Annotated in this window: 15 protein-coding genes and 1 tRNA gene; 5 read left to right on the forward strand and 11 right to left on the reverse strand. The window is 52.2% G+C overall.

Annotation, left to right across the window (positions count from 1 at the left end; translation table 11 throughout):
* Nucleotides 1-46 precede the first annotated feature (46 nt).
* The 11 genes from U869_RS0105495 to deoC form a co-directional block, all read right to left on the reverse strand.
* A complete protein-coding gene (locus U869_RS0105495) occupies nucleotides 47-559 on the reverse strand; it encodes a FidL-like protein (protein WP_029988074.1) in 513 nt (170 codons plus the stop codon).
* 3 nt (nucleotides 560-562) lie between these two features.
* Nucleotides 563-1,357 (reverse strand): winged helix-turn-helix domain-containing protein, encoded by a 795-nt coding sequence (locus tag U869_RS0105500; protein WP_025122583.1) that lies wholly within the window; start codon nucleotides 1,355-1,357, stop codon nucleotides 563-565.
* Between the two features lie 40 nt (nucleotides 1,358-1,397).
* Nucleotides 1,398-1,964 carry a TetR/AcrR family transcriptional regulator gene (locus tag U869_RS0105505; protein ID WP_025122582.1) on the reverse strand — a complete coding sequence of 189 codons (567 nt, stop codon included), beginning with the start codon at nucleotides 1,962-1,964 and terminating at the stop codon, nucleotides 1,398-1,400.
* Between the two features lie 246 nt (nucleotides 1,965-2,210).
* Nucleotides 2,211-3,599: a GntP family permease gene (locus U869_RS0105510; RefSeq protein WP_025122581.1), complete on the reverse strand. Its 1,389-nt coding sequence runs from the start codon at nucleotides 3,597-3,599 to the stop codon at nucleotides 2,211-2,213.
* A complete protein-coding gene (gene denD, locus U869_RS0105515; protein ID WP_025122580.1) occupies nucleotides 3,599-4,564 on the reverse strand; it encodes a D-erythronate dehydrogenase in 966 nt (321 codons plus the stop codon). The genes U869_RS0105510 and denD overlap by 1 nt, the downstream gene beginning before the upstream one ends.
* A gap of 34 nt (nucleotides 4,565-4,598) precedes the next feature.
* Complete coding sequence (locus tag U869_RS0105520; RefSeq protein WP_025122579.1) at nucleotides 4,599-5,366, reverse strand: DeoR/GlpR family DNA-binding transcription regulator; 768 nt, start codon at nucleotides 5,364-5,366, stop codon at nucleotides 4,599-4,601.
* A 258-nt stretch (nucleotides 5,367-5,624) separates the two neighbouring features.
* A complete protein-coding gene (locus U869_RS0105525) occupies nucleotides 5,625-6,392 on the reverse strand; it encodes a DeoR/GlpR family DNA-binding transcription regulator (protein WP_025122578.1) in 768 nt (255 codons plus the stop codon).
* Nucleotides 6,393-6,527: 135 nt separating this feature from the next.
* Entirely contained in the window at nucleotides 6,528-6,929 is a 402-nt protein-coding gene (locus tag U869_RS0105530) for a VOC family protein (protein ID WP_025122577.1), read from the reverse strand.
* A gap of 1 nt (nucleotide 6,930) precedes the next feature.
* Complete coding sequence (fucP, locus tag U869_RS0105535) at nucleotides 6,931-8,262, reverse strand: L-fucose:H+ symporter permease (RefSeq protein ID WP_025122576.1); 1,332 nt, start codon at nucleotides 8,260-8,262, stop codon at nucleotides 6,931-6,933.
* Nucleotides 8,259-9,782, reverse strand: coding sequence for an FGGY-family carbohydrate kinase (locus U869_RS0105540; protein ID WP_025122575.1), 1,524 nt, complete (start codon nucleotides 9,780-9,782; stop codon nucleotides 8,259-8,261). The genes fucP and U869_RS0105540 overlap by 4 nt, the downstream gene beginning before the upstream one ends.
* 81 nt (nucleotides 9,783-9,863) lie before the next feature.
* Nucleotides 9,864-10,577 carry a deoxyribose-phosphate aldolase gene (gene deoC / locus U869_RS0105545; RefSeq protein ID WP_369795083.1) on the reverse strand — a complete coding sequence of 238 codons (714 nt, stop codon included), beginning with the start codon at nucleotides 10,575-10,577 and terminating at the stop codon, nucleotides 9,864-9,866.
* Nucleotides 10,578-10,860: 283 nt separating this feature from the next.
* On the opposite strand from deoC, the gene U869_RS0105550 reads away from it, so the two are divergent.
* The 5 genes from U869_RS0105550 (at nucleotide 10,861) to U869_RS0105570 (ending at nucleotide 14,935) form a co-directional block, all read left to right on the forward strand.
* A tRNA-Leu gene (locus tag U869_RS0105550) sits at nucleotides 10,861-10,945 on the forward strand.
* Nucleotides 10,946-11,143: 198 nt separating this feature from the next.
* Nucleotides 11,144-12,391, forward strand: coding sequence for an integrase arm-type DNA-binding domain-containing protein (locus U869_RS0105555; protein WP_025122573.1), 1,248 nt, complete (start codon nucleotides 11,144-11,146; stop codon nucleotides 12,389-12,391).
* Between the two features lie 262 nt (nucleotides 12,392-12,653).
* Nucleotides 12,654-12,842, forward strand: a complete 189-nt coding sequence (locus tag U869_RS0105560; RefSeq protein WP_001003202.1) for a hypothetical protein — start codon at nucleotides 12,654-12,656, stop codon at nucleotides 12,840-12,842.
* Between the two features lie 16 nt (nucleotides 12,843-12,858).
* Complete coding sequence (locus tag U869_RS0105565) at nucleotides 12,859-13,461, forward strand: restriction endonuclease subunit S (protein ID WP_025122572.1); 603 nt, start codon at nucleotides 12,859-12,861, stop codon at nucleotides 13,459-13,461.
* Nucleotides 13,454-14,935, forward strand: coding sequence for an N-6 DNA methylase (locus U869_RS0105570; RefSeq protein WP_025122571.1), 1,482 nt, complete (start codon nucleotides 13,454-13,456; stop codon nucleotides 14,933-14,935). The genes U869_RS0105565 and U869_RS0105570 overlap by 8 nt, the downstream gene beginning before the upstream one ends.
* Nucleotides 14,936-14,969: the final 34 nt, after the last annotated feature.

The following is a 14,969-nucleotide window of genomic DNA, read 5'->3' on the forward strand; positions in this document are numbered from 1 at the left end:
AGTCAAAGGAGAACGGCTTTACTGGCGAACGCTATGCTGCGCCCAATTAGCTGCCCGGTTTCAGCGTGCAGACAAACAGCGGGGAGTTGATGGAGCTGAGGAGCACGGTGTCGGCATTGATTTTCTCCATTGCCAGTTGCAGGCCGTCATGGCTGTCCGACATTTCCCGCATAAAGTAATCAAAGATCACATCGGGCGACTGATCGATAGAGGACTTGCTGGCGACCCAGCGGTTGATCTGGTAATAGCGTACACCGGGGGAAACGCGTTTACTGGTATAATAGAACTGTACGTAACGTTGTAAATAAAGCCAGCCTGCCGTTGAATCAGAATATCCTTCAACTACGATGGAACCTTTACCTTTGGCACTAAAATTAAAATGCACGTTGACGTTAACGGATTCGGTTACGGTATCTTCAAAATGCATAATGGCTTTCGTCGAGCAGTTTAAAATATCATCGCGCCAGATAACATTATGTTTGAAGGTGACAAAGAGTGAGACCAGTAGCAATATGATAGAGACGGCAAAAAGCCCTCTCCCCCAGCCTATCGTTTTCATAATTTATTTCCATGAATAATAAAAATAGTTATCGCAGTAGCTGAATGCATTATCTTGATGTTTGGCGCAGTGTGCGAGAAACGTTCGGCCTAATCCGTTGGATTGCAGCTTATCACCATAAAAGAACAAAAAACGCTCGTCCTTATCATACTTTATTTTTTTATGATCTTTGACGGCAATAAAGTTTTTCAGGTAATTCTCGCGCATTCTTGGATTTATCATGGTGTCGGTGGACAACACCTCAATGGGTTCTTGCGCGACAGAAGTGAAGGTGAGAGGAGCCAGGTTGCCATTGTTACTCCAGGACCAGCCGATGAGCGCAATGGCCAACAGTGAGATCGTCGCCCCGGCATAACCCCAGTAGCGATCGTTGCTGGTTTTGGCCGCTGCCAGCGGCGCGGGTTCTGGAGCAATCTCTGCCGAGGGTTCGTTTTCACTGGCGTGTATCACCGGGTGCAACAAGGAGTCATCGATCACCTCGATCGTCAACTCCGGGTTGATTTCCAGCCTGCCACGCGCCACGGTGACGATCACGTTCTCAATGCCGTAACGGCGAAAGGCTTTGCGCAGGATGCTCAGGTACTGATTCAGATTGCTGTTGGAGGACATCAGCCCGTTGTCGTCCCACACGCGCTGCATCACCGTATCACGGCTGATCACGCCAGGATGCTGGATCATGAAAAACAGCAGGGCGTTGGCAGTGATGGTGAGTTGACTATCTGACTTGCCGCCATCGTCCAGCTTCAGCGAGCCTTCGGTGGCATCATAAACAAGAAAGGCATTAATTTTATATTTCATTATCGCCCCTGGGTGGTTGGCTGACCGCGAGCCGGGGAGGTTAAAACTCCTCGAAGGTCATTGCCGCCAATCTTGCCACCAATGCCTGCCGTTCTTCCGACGTCATAGTGACTCCTTCCGTGAGTTCTGACAGCCATAGGCCGTCCGCACCATAGCGCACCAGATTACCCACGTAGCTGCGATCAAGTTCATCGGCACTGGCCAGATGTTGCAGCACCCAATCGCGCCAGCATTTACGCAACACGGGTTCATCCGGCATGGCCAGCGACAGCAGGGCCAATTGACGGCTGGTGTCGGTTTCGCTAATGCCAGCCAGATACATCAGGTAGGCCCGGGAGAAGCGCCCGCGTGGATTATCGTCTGCGGCCATCAACGCAATAATGCCGCGATCCATCACGGCCAACAGGCGAATAAACAGCGCGTGGATCAGCTCTTGTCTGCCGGGAAAGTGGTGCAGTAGCCCGCCTTTGCTGACCCCAGCCTGCTTGGCGACGGCGTTGAGGGACAAGGCGGCAATCCCATTTTGGGCGGCAATGATACTGGCGGCTTCAAGCAGCTGTTCTTGCAGCCGTTCCGGATCTTTTTTGCGATGTACGTAGGTGTTCATGCGGCGATCATACCGACCAGTCGGTATGTTATTTTTGATCGAGGTCAATCCGTTTCCCGTAAAGGTCGGACCAATCCCCAATATTGCTAACCAGGTCAAACTATTTTAGTTATCAAGGTATTGGGAAAGTTTTTACTAGCTTAATTAGGCGTTCGAACGGTGCGTTAGGGCTAACATCGGGACGTCGAGGGTATAAAGCAGCTCGGACAACTCCCTCTCCTTTTGGGAGAGGGTTGGGGTGAGGGGCTACAAGATCCAATCCAGTATCAGAATACCAACCAGGCTAATCGCCCAGGCTATGGTGGTAGGCACTGACCAGACCATCATCTGTTGTTTGACGTCCTTGATGCCCATCATTCGGTTCACCACCCAGAACATGCTGTCGTTAAAGTAGCTGAAGAACAGCGCGCCCATGGTAGCGGCCTGCGCGGCGGCGAGCATATTGACACCGGGCAACTGGCTAACGATGGGGGCTGAAATGGATGCTGCGGTGATCATGGCGACCGTGCCTGAGCCCTGGATCAAACGCACCAGCGTAGCAATAAAGAAGGGGATCAATACCGGCGACAGCGGTAGGTTGGCGACGTGCTCTGCCAGCAGAGTGCCGGTGCCACTTTCGCGCAATACCGCTCCCAGCGCACCACCGGCACCGGTCACCAGCAAGATAATCCCGGCGGTCTGTAACCCTTCCTCCAGCCGTTCCAGCGTTTCGTGCTTATCAACTTTCGGCATCAGGGTGTAAACCGCCAGCAGCACGCTGATAGCCAACGCAATCACCGGTGCTCCAAGGAAGGCAAAGGCTTGCCCCCACAGGCTGTCCCCCAGCCAGGCCATCCCTTCGGACTTGGCCAGCATGTTGTTCACCGCGTTGATAAAGATCAGCACGATGGGCGCGACGATCGGCAGCAGCGATAGCGTCAGGCTCGGCAGCGTCTTGGCCTCTTTCTCGGTCAGATAGCGCTGGTGGGCGGCTCGCAGATCTTCCGGCTCCTCCTCCTGGTTATCCGGCATAAAGTCCGGGTAATAGGTGCCCAGCCAGCGCGCATAGATCACGATGCCGATCACGCAAGGAATGGCCAACACCAGCCCCGCCAGCATCATGGCGCCGATATCCACGCCGAAGATCCCTGCGACGCCAAGTGGGCCAGGAGTGGGTGGCACGGCGTGGTGAGTAATAATCAGGCCGCCAGCCAAGGCGACGCCGAGCGTCAGCAGGTTGCGTTGGCCCTTTTTAGCCAGCGCCTTGACCAACGGATAAAGGATCACGAAGGCGGAATCGACGAAGATCGGAATACTGACGATATAACCGGTGATTGCCAATGCCCACTCTTCGCGCTTTTTTCCCAGCCATTTGATAAAGCTGAAGGCGATCTGCTCCGCCGCGCCGGAGACTTCCAGCACGCGACCCATCATCACCCCCAGACCAATCACAATCCCGATGCTGCCGAGCGTGCTGCCAAAGCCTTTGGAGATGGTATCTACCGTTTGCATGGCGCTCAGCCCGCCGCTGATCCCGGCGATAGAGGCCGCTGCCAGCATGGCGATCAGCGCGTGCACCCGGGTGCGTAATACCAGAAACACCAGTACGAACACGGCCACCGCCAAGCCAATGATGGGAGTATAAAGCGCCATGATCAGCTCCCTACCTGTGGCATCTCATCGTGCATAAAGGCGCGGATCACCTGCTGGAAGTTCTCATCGACGCGGAATCCCAACGCCAATGCACGCTGTACGTCGAAGTTACCTGGCCAACTGGCGACAATGCGGTTGATCGCCTCATCCGGCACAAAGCTCACCCTGGCACAAGCCTGCTCACCGGCCACTTCGCCCAGCGCGGCCAGCATCTGTTGCACCGTGACGCTGATGCCAGGCAGGTTGACGATGCGTGAGGTGCCGAACTGCGCGGCGGGCAACGTGGCGGCGTGGATAAAGTTGCTAACCACGGTGCCTGGGCTGGACAACCACAGTGCCAGCTCCGGGGAAACCGGGCAGACCGAAGGCTCGCCGTGCAGCGGTTCACGGATGATACCGCTGGCAAAGGAAGACGCCGCCTTATTGGGTTTGCCGGGGCGTACGCTGATGGTAGGCAGACGCAACACCCGAGCATCGACAAATCCTTTACGGGCGTAATCGTTGATCAACAGCTCACACAAAGCCTTCTGTGCGCCATAGGAGGACTGTGGCTTGACGGCGCAATCATCGGTGACGGTCGCCGGAAGCTGGCCGCCAAACACCGCCAGCGAGCTGGTGAAGATAAACTTCATTGCAGGAGCATTACGGCGAGCGGCCTCCAACAGTTGGCGCGTTGCATCAAAGTTCACCTGCATCCCGAGATCGAAGTCGCTTTCCGCATGACTGCTGACGATGGCGGCCAGATGAAACAACACGCCGCAATCGCTGTCGATCAACTGCTCGGCAGCGCTGGGTTGGGTAAGATCGAGCGCCAGGCAGCGGACTCGAGGATCGGCAATCGGAGCATTAGGCTGCTGGATATCTGCCAGCACCAACTCGTCAAAAGGTAATGTCGTATTGTCTTGCAGTAATGCGGCAGCCAAGCGTTGACCCAAAAAACCGGCTCCACCGGTGATGATGATTTTCATGGTTATGTTCCTTTTCCTGTAGGGATTGTGGTTATCAGAGGTTGATGTTGTGTAGCCGCACTCCACGTTCCTGGAGTTGTTGCAGCGTTTCTGGTGGTAGGGCGGCATCGCAGATAATGTCGTCGAGTGCCGTTAGCGGGCAGACGCGAAACATGCCGTACTTGCCGTATTTACTGCTGTCGGAGACCAGCACCTTGCGCCGGGCCACGTCCAGCAGCGCCTGTTTCACCAGGACTTTTTCTTCGTGCGGAGTGGAGACGCCATGCTCCAGATCCCAGGAACTGGTGCTGATAAAGGCCACGTCGATATTCAGCGTGCGCAACAGCATGGCGGCGCAGCTGCCAACGCAGGAGTAGTTACGTTGATCGACCCGCCCGCCGGTATGAAACAGGTTGAGCTGCGGGCGGTTCATCAGATGCTGGATAATGGAAAAGTCGTTGGTGACTACGGTCAGGTTGAAGCGTTCCGCCAGTTGGCGGGCGATCTCGAAGCTGGTGGTGCCGGCATCCAGATAGACCACCTGGCCATCCTCAACCAGCCCGGCGGCATACTTACCGATGGCCCGTTTTTGCCGGTGATGCAGTTGGGCCTTTTCCTTGTAGGCCAGCTCCTGGCGTAGTGCGTCACTCAAGCGTACGCCGCCGCTGACGCTGATCACCTTGCCTTCCTCTTCCAGTTGATGGATGTCTCGCCTGACCGTCATATGTGAAACGCTCATCAACTCGGCCAGGGCCACGATGGTGACCAACTGATACTCATGTACATAGCGATAGATAAAATCGCGGCGTTCCGATGGGATCATTCTCGTCTCCGGGTCGGTAGCGATGGTGCCGCTGGGGGGCTGTTATTTTTTGTTATGTCATTCATATTTCATCATTTGATTTAACAAATAAACGATGAGTATCACAAAAGCGTTGGTGAGAAGAGAAGGGTAATATCTTTGATATTCATATAGTTGATGGTTGTTACTGTCAGGGAGGGGCTAACAGAAGCTTGTGATGAAAAGTGTGATATCTAACAAAAACGAGCAGGGCCGCTGGCGCAGCCCGGTGGGGAAGGGTTATGGCTGGTCTTGCACACTCAGCAGGGCGATGCCGGCATCCTGGTAATCCGCTGCGTCTTCTGGCAGGCGATCGAGCACGATGGTGTCGATCTGCGCCGGGGTGGCGAACTGTGCCAGAGAGGTGTTACTCAACTTGGTATGATCGCAGACCACGATCACCTGGTTGGCGTGCTCCACCATGCTGCGCTTGGTTTCCGCCAGCATGATATCCGCCACACAGGCCCCTTGCTTGAGCGACAGGGCGTTCACTCCCATAAAGGCCTTATCAATATTCAGCGTATCCAACAGGGAACGGCCATTGATCGCCACCGCGCAGTGATAACCTTTTTTGACGATGCCGCCGAGCAGCACGATCTGGATCGAATCCACATCCTCCAGGCTTTTGGCGATCATAAAGTCGTTGGTGATCACCGTAATATTACGGCGCTGGCGGATATGGCGGGCAATCTGCAAGGTGGTGGTGCCGGTATCGAGCACGATGATGTCGCCGTCTTCCACCAGGCTGGCCGCCAACTGGCCAATCTGCTCTTTGGAAGCCAGGTTCACCTCTTCACGCTGATCGGAGCTGATTTCAAAGCTGGCGCGGGTGCGCAGGATCGCGCCACCGTGGGTGCGAGTGAGCATACCAGCGTCTTCCAGAATACGCAGATCGGTGCGGATTGTGGCACCCGAAACGTTGAAACGTTCGCTCATTTCGCCGACGGACAGCTTGCGCTTCTCTTTCAAAATAGTGAGAAGCTTTTCCTGGCGTTCCTCTGCGTACATACCCACTCCCGGCCTGCTCAACGATGTGCGGCTAATATACCCCGCACATGCGTTGCTGGCAAAAGCGGTATTTCGGCGTGGCAAAGTCGACTCATGTGGTTCCCCTCCATACTTGGGGAACCAATAACATGCAAATTACAGCGGCTGATTAAACTCTACCCGCTCACCGTCTGGCCCGGCGATCATAAAATAGCGCACACCGTTGCGGCCACTGGGTTGCAGCGTAGGGCCTTCCGTCAGCGGATAACCCAACTCGGTTACCCAACGTTGTGCCGCAGCCAGATCGTCAACCCGTAGCGCAACATGGTCGATCCCCAAGCTGGCCGCGTCGCGCGTTTGCCCCTGCCAGGGGAGCTGATACAGTTCCAACGTTAGTTCGCACAATGTCAGAAAGCTTACCTCGATGCTGCCTTGCGGATCTTCCAGCGTGAGCGACTGGCTGGTGGTAAAACCGAGCGAATGATAGAAGCGGGTAGCCCGTTCGATATCCGCACTGCGCAGACCGATATGCGCCAGACCACTGATTGGGTTTGTCATGTCAGATCCCCTTTTTCACGCAGTAGAACCCGTAAAACGCCACGTAAGCAAAGCAGAGCAGCGGTACCGCAAAGGCGATTTGCATGTTGCCGCCGTTGGCATCGGAGATCATCCCCATAATCAACGGCACCACCGCGCCACCGATGATCGACATCACCACGATTGAGCCCGCTACCTGCGTTTCCTCCCCCAGCCCCTTGATGGTGAGGCCGAAGTTGGTTGGCCAGCACAGCGCCATACAGAAGTTGGTGCCCATGATGGCCACTACGGCGAACAGGCTGTGAATATTAACGGCCAACAGCAGCAACAGCACGCAGATAGAGCAGAACACGCCCAGCAGCAGCGCCGGGTTGAATTTCTTCATCAGCGCGGTGGTGACCACTTTCCCGGCACAGTAACAAACCAGCGTGGCGATCAACCAATAGGTGGCCGAGTGCTCGGTGGTGCCATGCTCAATCATCTGCACGAAGCGAATGGTGAAGCTCCATAGCCCCACCTGCGCGCCGACATACAGGAACTGCGAAAGCACCCCAAGACGAAAGCGCGGCAGAGCGAACAGGATGCGCAGTGACTGTGCCAACGGTTTGCCGCCGGAGCTTTGTGAGTTTTGCGTCTTACAAGCGGGGAATTTAACCGCCACAAAGATCAGCGCCAGCACCACCAACACCGACCCGATGATCAGATACGGCGTGACCACCTGCGACACCATCTGGGTGCGAGCTGCCTCGGCCAGTTCGGCGGGCATCTGCAAGAGTTGCTCGTGGGTGGGATCGTTTTTGCCGAATACCAGTTGCTGGCCGATCAGCACCCCGAAGATCACTCCCAGCGAGTTAAAGATCTGCGAGAAGTTGATACGCTGGGTCGAGGTTTCCAGCGGGCCGAGCAGGCTGGAATAGGTGTTGGCGGAGGTTTCCAGGAACGACAGCCCGGCGGCGATCACCCCCAGACAGGCCAGGAAAGCGCCGTAGGTCATGATTTGCGCAGCGGGGATAAACAGAAAACAGCCGAGTGCATACAGACACAGGCCGATCACGATCGCCACCTTGTAGGAGTAGCGCTTGATCACTGCCGCAGCGGGCAGCGCCACCAGAAAATAGCCGAGGAAGAAGATCGACTGCACCAACGCGGTTTGGGTATCGGTGAGGTCGAACCCCTTTTTGAACTGGGCGATCAGGATATCGTTAAGGTTACCGGCCATGCCCCACAGGGCAAACAGGCAACAGACCAGCATCAGCTGTAGCCAGGGCGTGGCGGGGAGGTAGGCACTGCGGTCAATAGCGGGGGCCGCAGCCTGTTCCGCCGTATGGGTTTTACCGATCAGGGAGTCGCTCATAGTGATTTTCCTTGGTCCGTAGAGAAAGCGCTAATGGCATCCAACTGCTGATACAGGGGTTGGGCCTGACGATAGAGCTGTTCGAACAGCTCAAAGCAGCGCAGGTAGTGTTCATGTAAACGGGGATCCGGCATAAATTCCCGTTCGACGCTGACGGTACGGCCGACGCCCTGGGCAAAACTGTCGAACAGGCCAATGCCGACACCTGCGATGATGGCGCAACCGGTAGTCCCGTTTTCCTGATTACGGGTTTGCAGGATCGGCAGGTTGTAGGCCGAGGCTTTGATTTGCAGCCACAGCGCACTGCGCGCACCACCGCCGGAGGCGATCATGGCGTCCGGCTCCGGCGTACAACGCCGCAGCTGTTGCAGATTGCGCAGCGCGGCCAATGCGACGCCTTCCAACACCGCGCGGTAGAGATGCTCCTGGCGATGCTTGCGCTGCAAACCGAAGAACTGCGCCCGGGAGTTGGTGTGCTCTGCCAAACGTTCGCCGGTGAGATAGGGCAGGAACAGCAGCCCTTCCGCGCCCGGAGTCACTTCCGCTGCCAGATCGAGCATCTGCTGGTGGCTGAGACGGCTATCGTTAAGCGCCATCCGTGCCCAGCGCATCGCATCGCCGCCGGCATCCAGAATGGTAAAACCGCCCCAGGCTGGGTTGGCCAGATGCAGGTTATTGATCCAGGGATCGAGCAACGGTTGCCTGGCGACCACGGTCAATAAGGTTGAGGTGCCGGTACTGTCCGAGGCGGTGCCGGGCTGATACACCCCAGATCCCAATAGCGTGGCGGCCATATCGGCCGCACCGGCCACCACCGGGATCCCCAACGGTAAACCGGTAGCGGCTGCTGCGGCCTGGTCGATCTGGCCGATCACATCGCTGGAGAGGTGCAGTTCAGGCAGTTGATCGCGCCGCAGTTGAAACTGGCTGAGCGCGGCTGCCGACCATGACTGCGTGCTGCTGTCCATCAGGTAATAGCAGGAGGCTTCGCTGTAATCAGTGGCACGCACGCCGCATAACCGGAAGTTGATGTAGTCTTTCGGCATCAGTACCGTGGCGACACGCGCCCACAGTTCAGGATGATTTTCCTGCAGCCACCACAGCTTGAAGGCGGGCCAGGCGGCTGTGGGCGGATTGTTTAACAGTGCCAACCACGGCTCCTGGGCTTGTCGCTGTTTAAAGCGCTCTACCTGCGGCTGCGAACGTTTGTCGTTCCACAGCAAGGCGCGATCGACCACCAGTTTGCCATCGGCATCCAGCAGCACGGTGCCATGCATCTGGCCGCAGACGCCTACGGCGGCAATGCGAAGACGATATTCAGCAAAGCGGGCCAGCAGCTCCTGAATACATTCGCAGGCGCTATGCCACCATAACGACGGTGGCTGCTCTGCCCATCCCGCCTGCGGCGTGATTTGATCGTATTCGCGCTGGGCGAAGCCGAGGATTTCTCCGGTGCACATGACCAGCCCGGCGCGAGTGCTGCCGGTGCCGACATCAAGGGTAAGAAGTAAGTCTTTCATTTTATTATCACTCCGGTTAGGGCGACGGCAGTCACCCCGAGAAGCGTCACGCTGGTGCATTAAAAGCACCGCGTATCTGTTTTAGTTATCGTTCAGTTCCGGGAATAGGCCTGGGTCTTGCTCCAACTGCTCCAGCACCTGTTGGGTGGCATTGGCGCTCATACCGAAGCGGCGCACGCCCAGGCGATACAGCGCCCGCACCGTATCCAGATCGCGGATACCGCCTGCCCCTTTGATCTGAATGCGACCCCGCAACTGATCGGCAATGATCGCCACCTTCTCTGGTGTGGCTCCGGTCGGTGCCCAACCGGTGGAGGTTTTCACCCAGGCCATTCCCACTTCCACCGCGATATCGCATACCTTGCGGATTTGCTCTTCGTTCAGGTAGTGCGTTTCCAGAATGACCTTGGCCGGCACTGGCGCAGCCGCTGCCACCACACGGCGCAGATCTTCACGCACATAGTCGTAGTCGCCGGACAGCACCTTGCCGATATTCACCACCATATCCACTTCGCGAGCGCCATCGACAATCAACTGGCGTACCTCTTGCACCTTGATGTCGGTGGCATGCGCACCTGCGGGGAAGCCGACCGGGCCGCCGATCATCACGTCCGCACGGCCCTGTTCTGGCAGCAGGGTACTGAGGAAACGTGTCCAGCACGGCAGCACGTGTACCGAGATGATGCGATAGCGGCTAGCCAACTCGGCACAGTGGCGGACGTCCGCTTCGGTGTTGGTGGCCTGCACCGCGCTGAGATCGATAAGCCGTGCCATGCGTTTTTTTGTTTCATTCATTGTTAATTCCTCTCTTTTGCTTTCATTTGATTTTATGTTTGCACCATATACGTTTTCATATGCATTTAAAAAGGCAATATTGAGTAAATGTGATCTGTTTTGCAGTTTTTTTGATCGCTTTGGCGCTGAGGAGGGCTGGTTCAGGACAAGAAACGAGCGGAGGCAGCCGAGAAAATCGACGAGTGACGTTTTTTTCAACATTCAACTCGTTGAATGCTTGATAAGTGTTGCGTGCGACAAGTGGGAAGGTATAATGCCCACGTTTTCCGCATACTACTTCAGTGCCGAAGTGGCGAAATCGGTAGACGCAGTTGATTCAAAATCAACCGTAGAGATACGTGCCGGTTCGAGTCCGGCCTTCGGCACCATCGGAACATCAATAGACGTCAACGGACGTCTTTTTTTGTGCCTGAAATCCAGTATCCGCAAGGCTTTCCTCGCTTTTTCACTCAACCTAAGTCAACCTGATTCAATCTACATCAACTTACTGATGCGGGTACAACTGCGGGTATATCCCGGTTCGATAATATTTGTACCCATACAGAACCCTTGAAAGGATACTCATCATGGCTCTGAGTGATGTGAAGGTTCGTTCGGCTAAGCCTGAAGAAAAAGCCTATAAACTAACTGACGGTGAAGGCATGGTTTTGCTGGTTCACCCTAACGGTTCCAAATATTGGCGGCTTCGTTATCGCTTCGGCGGCAAAGAGAAGATGCTAGCGTTGGGGAAATACCCCGAAGTATCGTTGGCGGATGCCAGGGCACGCCGGGATGAAGCCCGTAAGCTGTTAGCAAACAGCGTCGATCCCAGTGAGAACAAGAAAGCCGTTAAGGTAGAGCAGGAGCAAGAGGCGATAACGTTTGAAGTGGTTGCCAGAGACTGGCACGTCAGCAATCAGAAGTGGTCTGCATCGCATAGCGCTCGTGTTTTGAAAAGTCTGGAGGATAATCTTTTTGATGCCATTGGTAAGCGGAACATTGCAGACCTCAAGACACGGGATCTGCTTTTCCCCATCAAAGCGGTGGAGTCGTCCGGGCGTCTCGAAGTTGCGGCTCGTTTGCAACAGCGAACTACCGCGATTATGCGCTTTGCTGTGCAGAGCGGATTAATTGATTACAACCCTGCGCAAGAGATTGCTGGTGCGGTTGCTATGGCGAAAAGACAGCATCGTGCTGCGCTAGAACTCAATCGCATTCCTGAATTACTTCATCGCATTGATCACTACTCTGGCAGGCCGTTAACCCGGCTTGCTGTCGAACTTACCTTGTTAGTCTTTATCCGTTCAAGTGAACTGCGATTTGCCCGCTGGTCAGAAGTCGATTTTGAAACGGCCATGTGGACGATTCCGGGAGAGCGTGAACCACTGGAAGGAGTTAAGCATTCTCAGCGTGGTTCGAAGATGCGGACCCCCCATCTTGTTCCCTTATCGCGTCAGGCCTTAGCTATTCTGGAAAAGATCAAAAGTATGAACGGGAACCGAGAGCTGATTTTCGTGGGCGATCACGATCCGCGTAAGCCGATGAGTGAGAATACGGTGAATAAGGCGCTGCGGGTGATGGGCTACGATACAAAAACGGAAGTGTGTGGGCATGGTTTCAGGACGATGGCGTGTAGTTCACTTATTGAATCAGGATTGTGGTCGAGGGATGCAGTGGAGCGGCAGATGAGCCATCAGGAGCGTAGTTCTGTGCGTGCGGCTTACATCCATAAGGCGGAGCACTTGGGTGAGCGTAGGCTGATGCTGCAGTGGTGGGCTGATTATCTTGATGCCAATCGGGAGATAGGGGTAAGTCCGTTTGATTTTGGAAAGTAACACCAAAATATTTTTCTATCATGAATTCGCAAGATAAATGAGAATAATCATGAGGTTAGTGAGCCCATGATGCATAGCGACAATGACATCGTTAAAAAGTAGTACGACGCTACTGTTGCATAAATTCTCTGTAACCTGTTATAGTCTTCTCACTGACCTAGTACGACGCTACTACCTAGGTAAGAGAGGGAGTAAATAGCAGCGGCAACTGCTATTTACCCGAAACATTCTGGCCAAAACCGCTATGAGAGGCTCTAACAAAATGAACGAGAAAAAATATCAATCCCTGCGTAAAAAGTCAATAAGTAAGGGGGGGAATATGGCTTGTATTGTTATGCTGGTACACGCGCTCTCCTTTTCCTCATTGCAGATGGATTTAGATGTACGTGTGGGGGATGTGAATTGGAAACACTCGATTGTGCTTAAAACTACTGGAGGAAAGGGAGAGTAATCTCCCTAACTAACTTATGCATAAAATTGTTACATTAGAGAGTGTTGCTGAGATCCGCTTAGGGATGCCCTTTAAATCGGCAATACAAGATGCTGGTGAGCAAGGCTCCTGTTATCTCATCCAGACGAAAGATATTGGGCTGGACGGCAGTTTAGATCTAGGTGCTTTAACCTCTGTTATCCCAGAGGGTAATCCTGAGAAGCATTATCTTTTCCCTAATGATATTTTATTACGTCTGCGGGGACCTGTGTTTTCAGCTGGGATTATCGAAGGGAATCTAGGCAAACCAATCATTACGTCCAATCAGTTAGCAGTAATTAGATTTAATGAAAATCTAATACTACCACATTATTTACATTGGTATATAAACTCTACTTCTGGAAGTAAATATATTCGCAGTTTGAGTGAAGGTACTAGTATTAATAAGATTAATTCAAAAATGGTTTCTAAAATGACTGTTAAACTCCCAAGTTTGGGGGTTCAAGAAAAGATTGGTTCTATTAATAGAAACTGGAATAAACAAAAAATAATCTATAATTCACTAATACAAAATGGCGATGTGCTCTTTGATGGTATATGTGAAAGTATCATTAATAGCGAGGAGTTAGAAAATGAGTGAAATGAAGGTGCTTCATAAATCACTTTTACTTGCTTGTGATTTGTTTAGAGGTAAAGTTGACTCATCTTCTTATAAAGATTATATATTTTCAATGTTATTGCTGAAATATATTTCTGATGTTAAGGCTGATTATGGATACGATTTAATCAATGAAGAATATTCTGGGTTGTTAGAAATTGTTTCTCGAGTACCAGAGGATGCTAGTTTTTATAAAATATATCATGATGCTAAGAATCATGGTGATTATCTCGGAGAGAGGATTGATGATTCTCTGAGATTAATTGATCAGGCTATTGATTCGGTCTGCCAAAGTAGAGGTGGTTATTTATTCGAGTCGATAAAATTTGCGACGGTTAATTTTGGTGCAAAATCAGAAAGAGACCGGATGCTTAATGAATTACTCGATATTTTTGCAAGTCCTGAAATGAAATTTGATTATACCCAGGATGGTAATAAAAAGATAAAAGCAGCATGTAGATATCTTTTTGAAAAAATTGCATCTGACTCGGCTATGAGGGGGGCAGAATTTTATACTCCAGAAGGTGTTTCACTACTATTTGCAGAGTTATTGCAGCCTAGGGATGGAGATAGTATTTGTGATCCTACTTGTGGGTCTGGTTCTCTTTTAATTACCCTAGGGGAAAAAATAAAAAAATCCTTTAGAAGCAATAATTATACTTTATTTGGTCAAGAAGTTAATAGATCCATTTGGGCCTTGGCTAAAATGAATATGATTATGCATAACGAAATTAATAGTCGGATAGAATGGGGGGATGTAATATCTAACCCTCAGCTTCTGGATACAGATAATAGATTGATGCAGTTTGATGTAGTTGCTTCTAACCCTCCGTTAAATATTATCGGTTGGAATCATGATGATTTAGTACGTAATGATTATGGTCGCTTTAATTTAGGTTTCCCACCTCAGTCTAAGGGTGATTATGCCTTTATTTTGCACATGGTTTCAACACTTAAAAGTGCAACTGGTAGAATGGCCATACTGGTATCTCACGGGGTATTGTTCCGTGGAGGTCAAGAGGAGAGTATAAGGAAAAATTTAATCAGTGAAGGGTTGTTAGATGCGGTAATAGGTCTACCAGATAGGTTGCTTCCTGGGACAGCGATACCAACCGTCATTTTGATATTCAGGAGAGATAGAAAAAATTCTAATGTCGTGTTTATTGACGCATCTGATTTAGCTAAACCAGTAAAAGGGCGCAATTTAATAACAAATGAAATCATTGAAAAAGTATCAAAGTGCTACTTTGAAAGGAGTAGTGTTGATGATTTTTCACATGTGGCTTCTTATGATGAAATACAATTAAATGATTTTAATTTAAATATATCTCGGTATGTTAAGAAGCATGAGGAGCAGGTTTTTGTTGATCTTGAAAGATTAAGTAAACAGCGTGAAGAACTACTATCAACATTGCACGAATTAGAAAGAGAAATGAAAGATTTTATTGATAATTGATGGAAATGGTTGATGCAATAGTATCAACCATTTT

This window comes from Serratia sp. H1w, assembly GCF_000633355.1.
GTDB lineage: Bacteria > Pseudomonadota > Gammaproteobacteria > Enterobacterales > Enterobacteriaceae > Chania.

Bases quoted from the DNA above. Each gene is read 5' to 3' on its own strand.
- U869_RS0105495 (WP_029988074.1), bottom strand. From the start codon at position 559: ATGAAAACGATAGGCTGGGGGAGAGGGCTTTTTGCCGTCTCTATCATA.
- U869_RS0105500 (WP_025122583.1), bottom strand. From the start codon at position 1,357: ATGAAATATAAAATTAATGCCTTTCTTGTTTATGATGCCACCGAAGGC.
- U869_RS0105505 (WP_025122582.1), bottom strand. From the start codon at position 1,964: ATGAACACCTACGTACATCGCAAAAAAGATCCGGAACGGCTGCAAGAA.
- denD (WP_025122580.1), bottom strand. From the start codon at position 4,564: ATGAAAATCATCATCACCGGTGGAGCCGGTTTTTTGGGTCAACGCTTG.
- U869_RS0105520 (WP_025122579.1), bottom strand. From the start codon at position 5,366: ATGATCCCATCGGAACGCCGCGATTTTATCTATCGCTATGTACATGAG.
- U869_RS0105525 (WP_025122578.1), bottom strand. From the start codon at position 6,392: ATGTACGCAGAGGAACGCCAGGAAAAGCTTCTCACTATTTTGAAAGAG.
- U869_RS0105530 (WP_025122577.1), bottom strand. From the start codon at position 6,929: ATGACAAACCCAATCAGTGGTCTGGCGCATATCGGTCTGCGCAGTGCG.
- fucP (WP_025122576.1), bottom strand. From the start codon at position 8,262: ATGAGCGACTCCCTGATCGGTAAAACCCATACGGCGGAACAGGCTGCG.
- U869_RS0105540 (WP_025122575.1), bottom strand. From the start codon at position 9,782: ATGAAAGACTTACTTCTTACCCTTGATGTCGGCACCGGCAGCACTCGC.
- deoC (WP_369795083.1), bottom strand. From the start codon at position 10,577: ATGAATGAAACAAAAAAACGCATGGCACGGCTTATCGATCTCAGCGCG.
- U869_RS0105555 (WP_025122573.1), top strand. From the start codon at position 11,144: ATGGCTCTGAGTGATGTGAAGGTTCGTTCGGCTAAGCCTGAAGAAAAA.
- U869_RS0105560 (WP_001003202.1), top strand. From the start codon at position 12,654: ATGAACGAGAAAAAATATCAATCCCTGCGTAAAAAGTCAATAAGTAAG.
- U869_RS0105565 (WP_025122572.1), top strand. From the start codon at position 12,859: ATGCATAAAATTGTTACATTAGAGAGTGTTGCTGAGATCCGCTTAGGG.
- U869_RS0105570 (WP_025122571.1), top strand. From the start codon at position 13,454: ATGAGTGAAATGAAGGTGCTTCATAAATCACTTTTACTTGCTTGTGAT.